The following is a 15,743-nucleotide window of genomic DNA, read 5'->3' as shown; positions in this document are numbered from 1 at the left end:
CTACTTCGCGGGCGTGATGAGCAGTACTTCACCGGGCTTCACGGAGAAGTCAGGCTTGCTGTTCCACTCCATAATCTGCTTGATGGTAACGCCATACTGACGCGAAATGGCGTACATCGTTTCGCCTGCCAGCACGGTGTGGCGCACGGCAACAGGAGCCGCCAATGCAGCGGTGGATGCAGGCGCCGCGCCAGTGGCTGGTGGGGCCACCCGTAGTACCTGCCCGATCTGGAGGGATGGGTTGGCCGGTAGCTCATTCCAGGCAATGATATCGGCCGGCCGCAGCTTGAAGCGCCGGGCCACCGAATACAGGTTTTCCTTGGGCTCGACCGTGTGCAGACCGCTGGCCGGTACTGCCTCCACAATAGTAGGCGGCCCACTCGGGGCCGGAGTTGGCATAGTAGAGGTGACGGTTGCTGGCGTAGTGGTAGGGGCCGTTGCCGGCGTGGCGGGCACCGGTGTGGTAGCGGGGGCAGGCGCTGCCGTAACCGGACGGGGTGCTTCGGTTGGGGCCGGCAGTGGGCGCGAAACCGGCGTGGCGGGGCGCGGGGCGGCCTGAGCTGGCGCTGGGGCCGGCGCGGCCGTTGCTTGAGCCGGCGCAGAAGCCATATCGCGGGGCTCGTCGGCTACGGGGCGCGGCGCGGGTAGGGGCTTGCGCGGCGGCAGCGACGAAGTAGTGGCAGCCGGAGTTGGAGCGGGAGCCGAAACGACGACCGGGGCGGGAGCGGCCGGACGGGTCACGGAAACTGGGGCAGTTGCGGGAGCCGGGGGCAAGTCGTTCAGGTTTTCCACTTTCTCGTCCGAGGCGCTATCGGCCGTGGAGTTGTCTTCCACGGCATCGTCCAAGACCCGGCTGGTCTGGGCGGTGCTGCCTCGGTAAGGCTCGGTATCGTCGAAGGTGCGCTTGCGGTTGGGCTGCAGGGCCGAAGAGCTGCTGACGGGCCTCTCGAAAGCGGCCAGGGCGGCGCTGTTGCGGTTGTCTACGAACTCGACGGGCGTAGTGCGAGGGCGCGTGTGCTGCAGCCATAGCACCCGACCCGGCCGCAACTCCTCGTTGCGGGCCATGCGGTTCTTCTGCCAGATGGCCTTGGCCCGCAGCCCGTACTTCTGCGACACTGCAACCACGCTTTCGCCTGGCTGGGCAACATGGTACTCTACGGCTGCCTTATCGCGCTTCTTCTGCAGGAAATAGGGCTGGCCGGGCACAATCTGGTCGAAAACGAATAGGTCGTTATACTGCAGGAAGCGCTTCATTTTGATGTTGCCGCGCTTGGTCAGGCTTTCCTTGGTATCGCCGGGCAACGCCACCAGGGCCCGCAGGCCATTCACGCGCACAAAGTCAGCGTTTTCAGGATCAGCCGAAGGCTGGTTGAGAAGCTGGCCGGCGGCGGCAGTTTTTTGCTGGGCCGCCAGCAGCGTGGCCTGGGCCGGGTCGCTAATGGGCACCAGCACCGTGTAGGCACGGTCGGTGGGCACCGTAGGAGCCAGCAGCCAGCGGTTGTGCTTGGCCAGCTCGTCGGGGTTCTGGTGCAGGCTTTGGGCCAGTAGCGCCAGCCCCTGCCCGGCCGGGGCCGGAAACTCCTGGAACTGCAATGGTGGCGGATTGTTGAGGTTCAGGGCCGGCTCGAAAGCTATTTTGTGGGCCAGAAACGTGAGCACGTAGGGGTTGGTGCGCTCCGAAATCTCCATTTCGGTAGCATCAAAGTCGGTGGGCAGGGTGTAAGGCTTGGCGCCGGTCAGGCCCAGGTTGTAGCTGATGAGGGCGTTGAGCCAGTTGTGAAACGTTTTGTTGTTGCGCAGCAGGTACTGGGCCGCTGCCCGGGAGGAGGCCACGATGTGCTTGCGCTCATCTACCGACTCGTTCATTACCAGCCCAAAATCGGCGGCCGACTCGCGCTTGAACTGCCAGTAGCCCACGGCATCGTGAATGCTCTGGGCATCACCCTGCAAGCCGCTCTCCTGCAAGGCCAGGAAATGGAAGTCCAGGGGCAAGCCTTCCTGCTGAAAAGCGCGGTCGATGAGCGGGAAGTAAGCATCGGCCAGCACCACTTGCTTCTGAAACGACGCTTGGTGGCGGCGTAGGGCGTCTACTTTTTGCTGGAGGGCGGAGCGGCCGCCATCCGTGAGACGCAAGCGGAGCCCGCCCAGGGTGAGGTTGGCCGGAACCGGCACCGTTTGCGCTGCTCCCAGCAGCGGAAGCAGCAGGAGTAGCAGAAGATACACTCGTTTCATAAGCAGCAGGCAAATAGCGGAGCCGCCGCCTAATAGTGCGCGGCATACCTCGTCGGGCCGCAAAATAGCGCAAAAATTCGGGGCTGGTTGATCGGCTGGTGGGTAAGTGCCAGCGATTAGGAGAATAGTTTTAACAGATTTCGCCTACAACGAACGTCAGCCAGGGTAAGTGGCGCATGGAGCCACATGCTTTGAATGACATCCTAAAAGGCTCAACTCCTATAACCCGCCCCCGGGCCGACCGAAACCGCCATTGGGCCGGGGGCCGTCACCACCGGGGCGCAGACCGTCGCCGCCGGGGCGGCCCTCGTCGTCGTTGCTACGATCCGCGCCGCTGCCAAAGCTGCGGATGTTGTAGGTGAAGCTCAGCAGGAAGTAGCGCTGCAAAATGTTGGTCTGCACATCCTCGGTATAAGCGGCCGCGATATTGCGCTGGATGCTGTTATTCTGGCCCAGCAAATCGAAGGCATTGAGCTGGATTTCGCCCTGCTGGTTGGCGAATACTTTCTTGCCCAATGAGGCATTCCAGAGCACGAAATTCTGGTTGAAACCCGCCGACAGGCCCGAGTAGAGCTGGTGGTTGACATCGGACTTGAGCGTAATGCCCTTAGCCACGATCCAGCTCAGGCGCAGGCTGGTGTTCTGGCGGAAATAGCGGTTGTTGAGCTGCTGCTGCAGGCTGTTGCGCACGTAGCTTTGGCTCGAATTTGAGGAGAGTGTGAAGTCTATTTCGGGACTGATGTTGCTGCTTAAGCTCACGCCCAGCCCCACAGAAGGCGTGCGGTTGTAGTTCAGTTCGCCAAATACCAGCCCCGGCGTCTGGGAGTAGTTGGCGCTGGCGTTCACGCTCAAATTCGACTTGATGAAGGCCAGCGGCAGCCCATAATTGGCGAACGTGCGTAGCGAGTACTGCTGGTCCAGGTTCACGGGCCGGGTAAGCTGGCCCCCGGCCGGAATCGTGATGCCATCGACCGTCAGAGGCGCCGTACCGGCATAAATGGTGTTGTTGGTGATGTAGTTATTGGTGTAGGAGCCGCCCAGAAAGGCGAAAAACGAGCGCGACTTCTCGGGCACCGCCGCCGAGTAGCGCACGAATAGGTTCTGGCGGTTTTCCTGGCGCAGGTTGGGGTTGCCGGTCGTGAGCTGCAGCGGGTTCGAATTGTTGACTACCTCCTGCAGCTGGCTCACGCCGGGCGGGTTGGTGCTGGTGCGGTAGTTCAGGCGCAGGTTCTGCTGCTTCGAGAAGTTGTAGCGCAGCCGGGCGTTGGGCAGCAAGCTCAGGAAGCTGCGCTGGGTCTGGCCGGGGCGCGGAAACTCCTGGTCGCTACGCAACTGGGCATTTTGCACCTCGGCCCCCACCGACCACTGCAAATCCTTGTTCTGGTAGCGGTAGCTCAATTCGCCCGAGTTAGTGAGGTAGCGGCTCTGAAACACGGAGCTGAGCGTGTCGTTGAGGCGGCTGTACTGCTGCTCATTGGCCTCAAAATCGAAGGTTTTCTTGCTGGAATTGTTGGGCGTGTACGAGAGGTCGTACTCTAGTTGCAGGGCGCTGTGCTCACTTAGCGGTTCGGTGTAGTCGAGGCTGCCGCGCCAGTTCCAGCCGGTTTGTTGCAGCTCCGAGAACTGGTTGAGCGTACTCGTCAGGGGCTGGTTGTCGCGGTAGAAGGTGGTGCTGGAAAGCAGGTTATTGTCGCCGCTGTTGTCGTTGTAGCTCGTGTTCAGGCCCGCCGAAAACGTGCGGCCCCGGCGCGCAAACCGGTGGCGGTACAGCAGCTGGTTGGCGGCCGAAATGCCCGTCAGGGCCGAGCGGTAGGAGCTGTTGTTGGCCCCCTGGGGTGCGGCGTTGGCATCCGACTGCACCAGAAACGTGTTGCCGTCGAGCAGGCTGGTGCCGGTATTGCGCTGCACCGACAGGCTGGGCCGCCACAGCAGCGAGTTAAGCGAATCGAACTTGTGGTCGAGGCGCAGGTTGAAGCGGTTGTTGATGTTCTGGCTCGTGGCCCGGGAGTTTTCCTGGTAGCGCAAATCCTGGGTCTGGCCCGCAGTAGGCACGTAGCGGCGCAGCAGGTTGGTGGCGCTGTTGTTGTCGCTCAGGTTGAAGAAGTAGCTGCCCTGCACATCGGTTTTGGTGCCCCAGGTATCGGAATAATTCAGGCCCAGGGCGTGGGTCTGGCTGATGCCGCCCTGCTGGTTGACCAGAAAATCGCCCACGTTACCGCCGCTTTGGCCACCACCGCCCCCGCCCCGGCCCCCGCGTCCACCCCGGCCCCCGCCGCCCTGGGCCGAGCTGCCTACCACGCCCAGCAAATCGTCGGTGCCGAAGTTCTGCTCGTTGATGTTGTTGCTCTGGGCTACCACCGAAATCCGCTGCTTGCCCGCAAACTTGTTCACGTTGCCGCTCACCCGGTACCGGTCATCAAGGGGGCCGTAGCCGGCTACCACCCGTCCGAACGTACCGTTGCGAAATTTGGGTTTGGTGATGATATTGATGGTTTTCTGCTGGTTGCCATCGTCGAAACCCGAGAACTGGGCCTGGTCGGAGGCCCGGTCGTAGACCTGAATCTTGTCAATTATCTCGGCCGGCAGGTTCTTGAGCACCGCATCGGGGTCGTTGCCGAAAAACTCCTTGCCATCTACTAGTATCCGCTGCACCTGCTCGCCCTGGGCCTGCAGCTTGCCGGTGCTGGGGTCCACGACCACGCCGGGCATCTTCGTGATGAGGTCCTGGGCGTTGGCGTCGGGGTTGGTTTTGAAGGCGGCCGCGTTGAACTGGGCCGTGTCGCCCTTCTGCACGGCGGCGGCAGCTTTGCCCACTACTTCCACGTTTTGCAGGGCAACGCCCCCGCCAGCCCGCAGCGTCAGGTTGCCCAAACTCAGCGGTTGGTTGCTTACCTCCACGGTTCGTTGCAAATCCTGGTAGCCCAGAAACGATACCGTGAGCCGGTAGCGGCCCGCCGGCACGCCCCGCACCACAAAGGAGCCGTCGGCCTCCACAGCCGCGCCCCGCTTCACCGAATCGGGCAGTTGCAGCAGCAGCACGTTGGCTCCAATCAGCACCGACTGGTCGCCGGCGTCCAGCACCCGCCCACTGACGGTAGTCTGGGCCTGAGCGGTAGTAGAGAACAGGATAATCGAGAAAATAAAGCAGCTAAAACGGAGCATTATCGGGTCGTACGGAAAGGTCACTGGTTTCCATAGACACCAAAAATCCGGGCGCGTTTAACGGTGAATAGGCTGATGGCCCGTCTGGCGGCCAATTATGCGGTGTACGAGTGCGGAGTCGCATAAATTTATTTTTCCGGCTTAGCCGAAATTCACGCGAATCCCACGAACATGCCCGCTGGTCGCGCTACTTTTTGCGCACCAGCAGCAGCCCGTCGCGCAGGGGCAGCAGCACGTTTTCCACCCGCTCATCGGCCTGCACCTTGGCGTTGAAAGCGCGCACGGCGTGGGTGTCCTTGTCGGCGGGCTTCACGGGGTAATCGGGCAGTACCTTGCCGTTCCAGAGCACGTTGTCAATCAGTAGAAACCCGCCGGGCCGGACCTGGGGCAAAGTCAGCTCGTAGTAGGCGTCGTTGTTGATTTTATCAGCGTCGATGAACACCAAATCCCAGGTTTCGGCTAGCTGCGGCAGCAATTGCCGGGCATCGCCGATGTGGAGCTGCACCTTCTCCTGCAAACCCGCCCCGGCCACGTAGCGCCGGATGCGGTTTTCCAGCTCGGGGTTCTGCTCGATGGTGTGCAGGACACCCTCCGGGGCCAGCCCTTCGGCTAGGCACAGAGCCGAGTAGCCAGTAAACGTGCCCAACTCCAGCACCCGCCGCGGCCGGATCATGTGGCTGAGCATGCTCAGCAGCCGCCCCTGCGCGTGCCCCGACAGCATCCGGGCATGGAGCACCTGCACGTAGGTTTCGCGGTTGAGGCCAGCCAGTAGCGCACTCTCGGGGCTGGTGTGGTCGTCGGCGTAGCGTTGAGCGTCGTCGGGGGAGTACATGTTGGAAAATATTGCAGGTAAAATAATTACGATCAAATAATCATCTTAAATATCATTAATGAGCTGCCTAGGTGATTTAATCAATCAAATGCAAGAGTAGAAATAGTTTTACTTGCCTGGATTGTATGCTTTTAGTGACGTAATAAAATCTTCAAGAGTGGAGGTATATGGTTCTTGCTCATATCCCAAAGAGTCCATTATGGCGTCCCATATCTCCACTTTTTTATCGTTGTACTCTATGATTAATCTAAAGACATTGCCCTCAATACTCATTTGCTCTTTATTATTTACACTGTCAGACGCAATATTAGCAAGCAATTGCTGCTTGCCACGGATAGAACTCACATCAGACTCAAAAAATGTGCTCAAATCTACGTACATCATGACCTGTGATTACAGAAGAACTGTGTGTTTTTGTTATTACAGCGTTAAAAAGTAAATTTATTCCTCTTAACGTGAGGTGGCAGCACCTAGCCCTACTGCGGCACCAGCCGGAATTTCCAGACCAGAAAGCCCGCCTTACCAGCCTCGTACACCGTTTCTACCACCCGGTACAGCCCTTCGTAGCGGTAGCCGCTGCCCGTTGCAACCGCAATCCGGCGGAAAACCCGCACCGGCTGGCCGGTTTCGAGGCTGCGGCGCAGGTAAAGGTTGCGGCCACTCATTTCCTGGTTCGTGGTTTGCCGGCCGGTTCGCGGGTCGCGGCCGCCGCTGCCCGAATACGTCAGGTCGTCTTCCCGGAAGTCGTCGTCGGCGTACTGATCGGCCAGAATGATGGAATCGGCCCCCTCCGCCGCCGATCCGCTCACGCCCGTACGCGTCGGCCGGTGCAGCCCGGCCCGGCTCAGGGCCAGCCGATTCTCCAGCACATCACCCGGCCGGTAGTAGCTGAGGTGGCCGAAGTGGGGCATGCGCGGTGAGGTGGTGACTAAGAAGTGAGAACAAGTGGGAAGAAACTGTCATTCTGAGTGAAGCGGAGCGCAGTCGAAGAATCTCTACCCCAATAGTGACGCTGACATTAGATTACCATCACGGTAGAGATTCTTCGACTGCGCTCCGCTTCGCTCAGAATGACCGTTCTTATTCATTCACCGAGTCACTCATTCACTCATTCACCGCTACTCCGGCACGTACTGGAGTACGCTCAGGTTGTCGTCGGTGAGGATTTCGTTGGCTAGCTCCCGCAGTTCGGGGGCCGTGATGCGGCGGACACGCTCGAAGATTTCGTTGATGCCCTCGACCCGGCCGATGTCGAGCGTGCTTTTGGCCAGCAGTTGCATCAGGCCGCCGTTGCTTTCCTCGGCCATGGCCAGCTGGCCCATCAGCTGCTCCTTGGAGGTGTGGAGCTGGGAGGTGCCCAGGGTTTGTTCGCGCAGGCGCTTGAGCTCCTTCTGCACCAACGTCACGGTGCGGTTCACCTGCTTTTTCTCGGTGCCGAAGTAGATGCCGAACAGGCCCGTGTCGGTATAGGGCGAGTAGGTGGCGTCGATGGTATAGACGAGGCCATACTTCTCGCGCACCGCCAGGTTGAGGCGCGAGTTCATGCCGGGGCCGCCGAGCAGGTTGCTGAGCAGGAAAAATGGAATCCGCCGCTCGTCGTGCAGGGCGTAGGCCGGCCCGCCGATGAGGCAGTGGGCCTGGGTAATGGGCTTGTGCTCCAGCCGGTCGAGGCGCTGGTAGCCGCTGAAGGCCAGCCGGGGCCGGTCGCCGAGGCGGGCGGGCAGCGGGGCCAGGTACTTGTCGGCCAGGCGCTTTACCTCCTTGAAGGGCAGGTTGCTCACCGAGCTGAATACCACCCGGTCGGTGCGCACGTTGTCGGCCAGGAACTGGTGGAAATCGGCCTGCTGGAAGCCCGACACACTTTCGCGGGTGCCCAGAATGTTGTGGCCCAGTGTGTGGCGAGCGAATACTACGTCGTCGAAGTCGTCAATGATGGCGTCTTCGGGGGCGTCCTGGTACATGGCCATTTCCTCCAGAATCACGCCGCGCTCCTTCTCAATCTCCTTTTCGGGGAAGACGGAGTTGAAGGTGAGGTCGGTGAGCAGCTCGAAAGCTCGCTCGAAATGGGTGCTGAGGAGCGAGGCGTAGAAGCAGATTTTCTCCTTGGTCGTGTAGGCATTCAGCTCGCCGCCTACGGTTTCGAGGCGGTTGAGAATATGGAAGCTCTTGCGCTTGTGGGTGCCCTTGAAAGCCATGTGCTCCCAGAAGTGCGCCAGCCCGAGCTGGTGGGGCTTCTCATCGCGGGAACCAATATCGAGCAGAAACCCGCAGTGCGCAATTTTGGTGTGCAAAACCTGCTTATGCAGTACCCGGATGCCGTTGGGCAACTCGTACAGGTCGTAGTCAGACATTCTTAGAGGGATCTTAGGGTCTTGCGGGCTCGGCGACTCGCGTTTAAGCAAGTTCGTCCTGCGCCCGGCCCAGTATAACCACGCACAGGCGCGGCAGGTTGCAAAGATACAATGACAGACCCCACCCCAACCCCTCCCCAAAAGGGAGGGGCTCTAGTTTTAGCTTTTTAAAATTCTAGAACTAAAGCCCCTCCCTTTTGGGGAGGGGTTGGGGTGGGGTTGCTTCAGCCAGCACGGCCAGCAGCTGCGCCGTCCGGATATCGTGAGCGCAGCGGAAGTGGCCCAGGGGGCAGGCCCGGTAACCGTGCAGGCCGCAGGGGCGGCATTCGAGAGCTTCCGGCACTTCCACGATGCGCGAGAACGGGCTCAGGGGGCCAAAACCGAAGGCCGGCACTGTGGAGCAGTACACGGCGCAGACCGGGGCGCCCACCGCCGAGCACAGGTGCATGGGGGCCGAGTCGTTGACGTAATTAAGCACCGCTCCACGCATAAGAGCGGCCGAGGCTAGCAACGACAGCTGCCCCGACAGATTCACGAGGCCCGGCCGGTTGGCAGCTTCCAGCAACCGCTGGCAAGCGGCCGTATCAGGCGGGCCGCCGAGCAGAAAAACGGGGTACTGTGCGGGCAGCGCGGCCAGCAGCTTCAGCCACTGCTCTTCGGGGAACTGCTTGGTAAACCACACCGATGTGGGCGCAATGCAGATATAGGGCTGGCCCGCTGCCGGCAACACGGCGGCCTGTGCGGCCGCTTCGTCGTCGGCGGTGGGGTAGAGGCGGGGCGGCACCACCGGGCCGTTGTAGGTAGGAGCCAGTAGGCGCAGGTTGCGCGTTACCTCGTGCACCCCATCCTCGATAACGTGGGGCGCAGTGCGGGTAAAGAGGCGAGCCAGCGGGTTCTTGTCGAAGCCGATGCGCTCGGGGGCACCCGAAAGGGCCGTCAGCAACCCCGTGCTGGCGAAACGCTGAAGCGTGATGACGCGGCCGTAGCCGGCGCGCCGGATCTGCTTCAACAGCTGCCCCAGGCCCCGGTACTTCGCCTGCTGCTTGTCCCAGACCAGTACCCGCCGCACGTGGGGGTGGTTTTTGAGCAGTCCCTCGTTGCCGCGGCGCACCAGAAAATCGACCGGTGTTGTGGGCTCGGTACGGTGCAGGTAGTCGAGTAGCGCCGTAGCCAGAATCACGTCGCCGATGAAGGCGGTCTGGATGAGCAGGAGTGCGGGCGGGGCCGAAGGCAAAGCAGGAGCGGGCATAGGGCGGCAAAGATACGGCGGTGGTCGGGGCGAAATAGAACGTCATTCAGAGCGCAGCGAAGAATGACGTTCTATTACTACTTAACTTGGCCCGGCCGCTCCGGCGGCACTCCATCCGTTCTACCTCATTCCCGCTACTATGCGCTACGGCCCTATTTCGCCCGATCTGTTCATTGAAAACCGCCGCCGCTTCCGCGAACTGCTGCCGCCTGCCTCGCTGGCCATCTTCCAGGCCAACGACATCATGCCTACCAACGCCGACGGCACTATGCCCTTCCGCCAGAACAACGACTTGTTCTACCTGAGCGGCGTGGACCAGGAGGAAAGCATCCTCGTTATCTGCCCCGACGCCACCCTGCCCCAGCACCGCGAAATTCTGTTTCTTAAGGAAACCAGCCCCGAAATCCTCATCTGGGAAGGCTACAAGCTCACCAAAGAACAGGCCCGCGAGCAAACCGGTGTGCGCACCATCATGTGGCTCGATTCGTTCGAGTCGGTGCTGCCCGCTCTCATGAACGAGGCCGACCACGTGTACCTGCCCGCCAACGAGCACATCCGGGCCGTGGTGGCGGTCGAGACCCGCAACGCCCGCTTCATCAAGCGCCTCCAGGCGGCCTACCCGCTGCACCAGTACCGCCGCGCCGCCCGGTTGCTCGACCAGTTACGGGCCATCAAAAGCCCCGAGGAAATCCGGCTTATGCAGAAGGCCGCCGACCTCACCGAGGCCGCTTTCCGCCGCCTGCTCGGCTTCGTGAAGCCCGGCGTGATGGAGTACGAGGTGGAGGCCGAGATTTTTCACGAGTTCCTGCGCAACGGCTCCCGCGGCCCGGCCTACGGCTCCATTATCGCCAGCGGCCCCAGCGCCTGCATTCTGCACTACGTCAGCAACGACCGCGAGTGCCAGGCCGGCGATGTGATGCTGCTCGACTTCGGAGCCGAGTACGCCAACTACGCCGCCGACTTGTCGCGCTCCATTCCGATTAGCGGCACCTACACCAAGCGCCAGCGCCAGGTCTACGAGGCCGTGTTGCGGGTTATGAAGTCGGCCACGGCCCGGCTCGTACCGGGTGGCAACATCGAGGACTACCACGCCGCCGTGGGCCGCGACATGGAGCAGGAACTCATCAAGCTTGACTTGCTGAACGAGTCGGACGTGAAGAACCAAGACCCCGCCGCGCCACTCTATAAGCAGTATTTCATGCACGGCACCAGCCACTATCTGGGCCTCGATGTGCACGATGTGGGCCATAAGTACCGCACCTTCGAGGCGGGCATGGTGTACACCTGCGAGCCGGGCATTTACATTCCGGCCGAGGGCTTGGGCATTCGCCTCGAAAACGACATTGTCATCACCAAAAACGGGCCCGATGACCTGATGAAAAACATCCCGCTCGAAGCCGACGACATTGAACGGCTGATGCGGCGCTAGGCTTTCTGGCCCGCGCTGCCCACCTCAAAAAAAACCACCGCAACACGCTTCTCTCAGCCAGAAAAGCGCGTTGCGGTGTTTTTTTGAGGTAGGCAGCGCCGCCGGGGCGTTGCTGGTGCCAGCGCGGGTAAGCAGTAGTTCGTTTGCCTAGATTAGTATTTAAATGTGATACAATATATTGAAAGACAGTGTAGTAAGTCCGTGCTGATGCAATGGCCCCTAAAAATTAAAGACATATTAGAGTAACCTAATTTTGTGCGGGCCGGTATAGGCAGCATAGGGTGCTTCCAGTTCGCGTTGGCAGTTGGAGTACACATAAGCGCAATTAGAAATACCTTTGCCCCTACAAAACCATTTTTCCTATGAAGAAAATCCTAACCTCCATTGCGGCCCTTGGTCTCGCGATGCTTTCGTTGACTCCCGCTGCGCAAGCGCAGACGTCGGACCGTAAAACGAACATCAGCGTGTACTACAACTGGCTGCAGTACCACGGCGACCTAGGGTCGGAGTGGTTCAAGCACGACAAGGTAGAATACGGCCTCGGCCTGACGGTAAGTCGCTACATTGCTCCGGGCCTCGACATTGGTCTGGACCTAAGCTACGGCGACATGAAGTTCTCGGCTGACTACCCGAAGAACACCTATTATCCCATCCGTCGCTTCGACGCCAACGTGGTGAACGTGGGCATCCCGATCAAGCTGAAGCTCAACAACGGTTGGGCCCTGAAAGAGGACGCGTTCATCGCGCCTTACTTGGTGGTACAGCCCGGCGTATTCTTCGCCAGCCCCGACCTCTACGACATCAACGACCGCATCGTCGGCAACTCCGATGTATACGCGTTTGATATCCAGGCTGCGGCCGGTATCAAGTTAAACTTCTCGGAGTCGGTGGGTTTGTTCATCCAGACTGGACAGCACTACCCGCTCACCGACCAGGTGGACGGCATTACCAACGTTGGTAAGAAGAACGACCGCTACCTCCAGCACAAGCTGGGCCTGAGCTTCAACTTGGGCAAAGCCAAGGATACCGACGCCGACGGCGTATCGGACCGTAAAGACAAGTGCCCCGACACGCCTTCCGGCGTAGCTGTGGACGAAAACGGCTGCCCGCTTGACGGCGACAAAGATGGCGTTCCGGATTACCAGGACCAGTGCCCAACCGAAGCCGGTACGGCTGCCATGATGGGTTGTCCCGACCGCGATAACGACGGTGTGGCTGATAAAGACGACGACTGCCCCGACCAGGCTGGCCTGCCCGCCCTGCGCGGTTGCCCAGATGCTGACAGCGACGGCGTAGCCGACAAGAACGACAAGTGCCCCGATACCCCCGCCGGCACCCAGGTGGATGCTACCGGTTGCCCCTTGGTAACGGATGCTGACGGCGACGGTATTTCCAACGACCTTGACCGTTGCCCTAACACGCCAGCCGGCGTGAAAGTAGATGCCAACGGTTGCCCAGAGGTAGATGCTGAAGTACGTAAGCTGGAGCAGGACGTCAACTTTGAGACGAACAGCACCGTGATTCAGCGTCGCTCGTATGGTACGCTCAACAAGATGGTGCAGGCTCTCAAGGACCACCCTGAGTATAGCCTGCGCGTGGTAGGCCACGCCGACTCGCGCGGCACCGACGAGTACAACATGGCTCTCTCGGAGCGTCGTGCAAGTTCGGTGAAGCGTTACTTCACCGGTAAGCAGGTTGATCCGGCCCGCATTGTAACCGATGCTAAAGGTGAGTCGGACCCAGCAGTACCGAACGCCACGCTTACCGAAATGTATAAAAACCGTCGGGTAGAATTCCACTTCGAATTCTTCATCCCGAACGCTCCCCAGCCGTAAGGCTGCGGGGTAACTCCAACAAAAGCGGCGTGCCCAGTGGGTACGCCGCTTTTTTTGTTTTTTTGCTGCCCCCAGTAGGAGCACCGAACGGTTGGCGGCGCCTTGCGTACAGCCAGTGGGCTACCAGTCCGGTTTTAGTATCCTTTCTTCTTCCTTTCCTTCTCCTATGAAATTCACATTCCGCTCCGTTTCTCTGAGCTTGGCCGTGGCCCTGCTACTGCTGGCCGGCTGCCGGGCCAGCGGCCCGGGTACGCCCGCCCGTACGGTGGCTCAGTTCTTCACTAAGTACGAAAACCAGCCCGGGTTTAAGGCCAGCGACTGGAACGCGGGCCTCATGACGCGGTTACTACTGGGCCGCTTAAGTAAGCTCGGCGGCGGCACCGACATCAGCCAAGCGCTTTCATCGGTGCGTAACGCCCGTTTCATCACCTTCACGCCTACCAGCGGCGGGGCCCGCCGGCTGGTAGCCGAGGGCCTAAACGAGGAAGTAGCCGGCCTGCTGGCCAACGAACGGTACACCCCCCTAGCCATTGCCGACGCCGACCCCGATATCCCGAACCAGCTGCGCTATTCGGTGCGCGAGCAGGGCGGTAAGGTAACCGAGTTCGTGGCCGTGGGCCAGCAGCAAACCACCGACTCATTCGTGCTGGTATCGGTGGCCGGTAGTTTCACCCGCGAACAGGTGGCGCAACTGAGCAAAGTATTACCTAACGTGCTGGCCGGCGGGCTTTAGTGCAGAAGCCTGGCAAGCTACCCGGCACCTGAAGTCCTTTTCTGGTTTCCAAAAAAATAGCCGGCTCCAACGAGCCGGCTATTTACTTTTCAACGCTTACACTCCCAGCTTGCTCGCTTTCAAAACTCAGGTCGTTGAGGAAGAAAATGTCGCGGCCGGGGCCTTTTTCGGTGCGGACGTGCTGGTAGCCAATAGCCAGAAAATGACTGCCGTACCAGGGAAGCAGGTGTTCCTGGTTGGTATTGGTGGCCTTGTCGATGGTGTTTTCGGGCGCATTGGTAGGGGCGGTGCGCAACGTTACCTGCCAGTCGTTAGACGAAGGGGTAGTCTGGTCGATGAGCTTGTAATAAAACTGGTCGTCTTTGATGTAGGCCAGCACCAGCCGCCGGCCGTCGGGCAGCAGGCGGGTACAAACGGTTTCTTCGAGTTGGTAGCGCTCCATTTCTTTCAGCAGGAAGGAGTTGTCCCAAAGCAAATTGCCTTGGCGGTCGAAGCCACAAACCAGGGCGTGGCTGGTATGGTAGCCAGCGGGGGCGCGGCGGTTATTGCTGCTGCTGCCATAATAATTGTTGTAGCGGGAAGGATAGCCGAAACCATTCAGGTTGCCGTAGCCAGGGTAGCCGGAGCCGGTATAAGAACCGCTGTAGCGTTCATGGTACACCTCCGACACCAGCACGAAGCCCTCGGCCGTCGGAAGCATGTCGTGCATGAGCAACTGGTAGCGGTGGCGGTACTGGCGGTCGGTCGAGCGCAGGCGGTCGTTGCGCTGGCGCATGCGGGCCAACCGGGCGGGCTTCATGAAATCGAAGAAGTGCTTGAAGTTGAGGAAGTCATAGAAGCGTAGTGAGCGGCGCTGCCCGGTCGCCGTGACGCCGGCCGTGAGGTCGGCGGCAAACAGGCCCTGCGAGTAGCGCGAGTCGCGCAGGGTGTAGGTACCGGCCAACACCCGGGCGGCGCTGTCGCCGGAGCTGAGCTGGGCATCGAGCAGGCCCCGGTCGCTGCCGGCCTGCACAAACTCGGAGCGCAGCAGGCGGCCGTCGTCGTCGAGTTGCTTGAGTTGGAGGCGCGATTTGAAGCCGTTGGATTCGCTCAGAATCAGTTCGGCCCGCTTGGTAGCCGAATCGGCCAGCAGCGTGAAACGGGCCGGCAGCGGCTCGTACACCGAGGGCAGAAATTTGAACTGGGCTGTGTGCAGGTTCAGGACCAGCACGGTCAGGTGCTGGTTGACCTCCACCGTCACGAACAAGTTACCTTCGAGGGCCTTGAGGTCGTGGATTTCGCGGACGCGCTTGGTCTTGAACTCCCCCGTGCCCAGTTCGCCGGTGCGCGTATCGTAGGCGGCCACCCAGAGCGTGCTTTCCACCGTGCCACTAAACAGGGCGTACACATCGGTGCCCTCGGCACAGATGCGCTGGAAATCGTAGCCCCGGGGTACTTCGATGGGCTGGGGCGCGGCGGGCCGCAGCTGCCGGTCGAACTTCTGAAAAAAGTACTCGGGCTTGCCCACCAAGCCGGCATCACGCTCAACGAGCACTACCACGCTGCTGTCTTCGGCCAACGGCTGCACCTGCACGTCGCTGTTGTAGGTTTCGAGTAGCAGTTCGGTGCGGAACCGCTGGGTGGGCACCAAGTCTGGCTTGGGGCCTTTCGCTTTTTGCGCTAGCACGCCGGCAGCGGGAATCAACAGGCAGAGCAGGAGGTAGAAATATCTCATAACATGGGCCGGAAAGTGCCTGGTAAGAGGTGCTTACGTAAGATACGCGGAAACCCGCGGCCTACCTAACACGCCGGGCCCCAAGATGATGCTTCTGCTGCCCGAAATCCACACGGAAAAGGCAAAACAGGGAGGTGATGGAATGACGGGTCTGACGTTTGAGGGCGCTGGTTGTACCATTTGCGCCTCTTGGTTCCTAGAACGTC

Annotated in this window: 11 protein-coding genes; 3 read left to right on the top strand and 8 right to left on the bottom strand. The window is 60.5% G+C overall.

Features of this window, described 5'->3' with window-relative positions:
* The 7 genes from CDA63_RS21565 to CDA63_RS06900 form a co-directional block, all read right to left on the bottom strand.
* Positions 1–2,232, bottom strand: coding sequence for a LysM peptidoglycan-binding domain-containing protein (locus CDA63_RS21565; RefSeq protein WP_088463722.1), 2,232 nt, complete (start codon positions 2,230–2,232; stop codon positions 1–3).
* Between the two features lie 219 nt (positions 2,233–2,451).
* Positions 2,452–5,394: a TonB-dependent receptor gene (locus CDA63_RS06925; protein ID WP_088463721.1), complete on the bottom strand. Its 2,943-nt coding sequence runs from the start codon at positions 5,392–5,394 to the stop codon at positions 2,452–2,454.
* A 187-nt stretch (positions 5,395–5,581) separates the two neighbouring features.
* The gene (locus CDA63_RS06920; RefSeq protein WP_088463720.1) at positions 5,582–6,226 is read right to left on the bottom strand and encodes an O-methyltransferase; all 645 of its coding nucleotides are present in this window, start codon (positions 6,224–6,226) and stop codon (positions 5,582–5,584) included.
* 108 nt (positions 6,227–6,334) lie between these two features.
* On the bottom strand, positions 6,335–6,610 hold the full coding sequence (locus CDA63_RS06915) for a hypothetical protein (RefSeq protein ID WP_088463719.1): 276 nt from the start codon (positions 6,608–6,610) through the stop codon (positions 6,335–6,337).
* A gap of 92 nt (positions 6,611–6,702) precedes the next feature.
* Complete coding sequence (locus CDA63_RS06910; RefSeq protein WP_088463718.1) at positions 6,703–7,137, bottom strand: YDG/SRA domain-containing protein; 435 nt, start codon at positions 7,135–7,137, stop codon at positions 6,703–6,705.
* A 207-nt stretch (positions 7,138–7,344) separates the two neighbouring features.
* Positions 7,345–8,577 (bottom strand): M16 family metallopeptidase, encoded by a 1,233-nt coding sequence (locus tag CDA63_RS06905; protein ID WP_088463717.1) that lies wholly within the window; start codon positions 8,575–8,577, stop codon positions 7,345–7,347.
* Positions 8,578–8,758: 181 nt separating this feature from the next.
* A complete protein-coding gene (locus tag CDA63_RS06900; RefSeq protein WP_088463716.1) occupies positions 8,759–9,826 on the bottom strand; it encodes a glycosyltransferase family 9 protein in 1,068 nt (355 codons plus the stop codon).
* A gap of 139 nt (positions 9,827–9,965) precedes the next feature.
* On the opposite strand from CDA63_RS06900, the gene CDA63_RS06895 reads away from it, so the two are divergent.
* The 3 genes from CDA63_RS06895 (at position 9,966) to CDA63_RS06885 (ending at position 13,823) form a co-directional block, all read left to right on the top strand.
* Positions 9,966–11,255 carry an aminopeptidase P N-terminal domain-containing protein gene (locus CDA63_RS06895; protein ID WP_088463715.1) on the top strand — a complete coding sequence of 430 codons (1,290 nt, stop codon included), beginning with the start codon at positions 9,966–9,968 and terminating at the stop codon, positions 11,253–11,255.
* Positions 11,256–11,617: 362 nt separating this feature from the next.
* Positions 11,618–13,090, top strand: coding sequence for an OmpA family protein (locus CDA63_RS21720; RefSeq protein ID WP_088463714.1), 1,473 nt, complete (start codon positions 11,618–11,620; stop codon positions 13,088–13,090).
* A 166-nt stretch (positions 13,091–13,256) separates the two neighbouring features.
* A complete protein-coding gene (locus CDA63_RS06885) occupies positions 13,257–13,823 on the top strand; it encodes a DUF4252 domain-containing protein (protein ID WP_088463713.1) in 567 nt (188 codons plus the stop codon).
* 82 nt (positions 13,824–13,905) lie between these two features.
* Here CDA63_RS06885 and CDA63_RS06880 read toward each other — a convergent pair whose 3' ends face one another.
* The gene (locus CDA63_RS06880; RefSeq protein ID WP_088463712.1) at positions 13,906–15,537 is read right to left on the bottom strand and encodes a hypothetical protein; all 1,632 of its coding nucleotides are present in this window, start codon (positions 15,535–15,537) and stop codon (positions 13,906–13,908) included.
* Positions 15,538–15,743: the final 206 nt, after the last annotated feature.

The sequence above is a fragment of the Hymenobacter amundsenii genome, from assembly GCF_002204745.1.
GTDB classification, from domain to species: Bacteria; Bacteroidota; Bacteroidia; order Cytophagales; family Hymenobacteraceae; genus Hymenobacter; species Hymenobacter amundsenii.
Note: the sequence above shows the minus strand (reverse complement) of the source record. Positions and strands in the feature narration are given on the sequence as shown.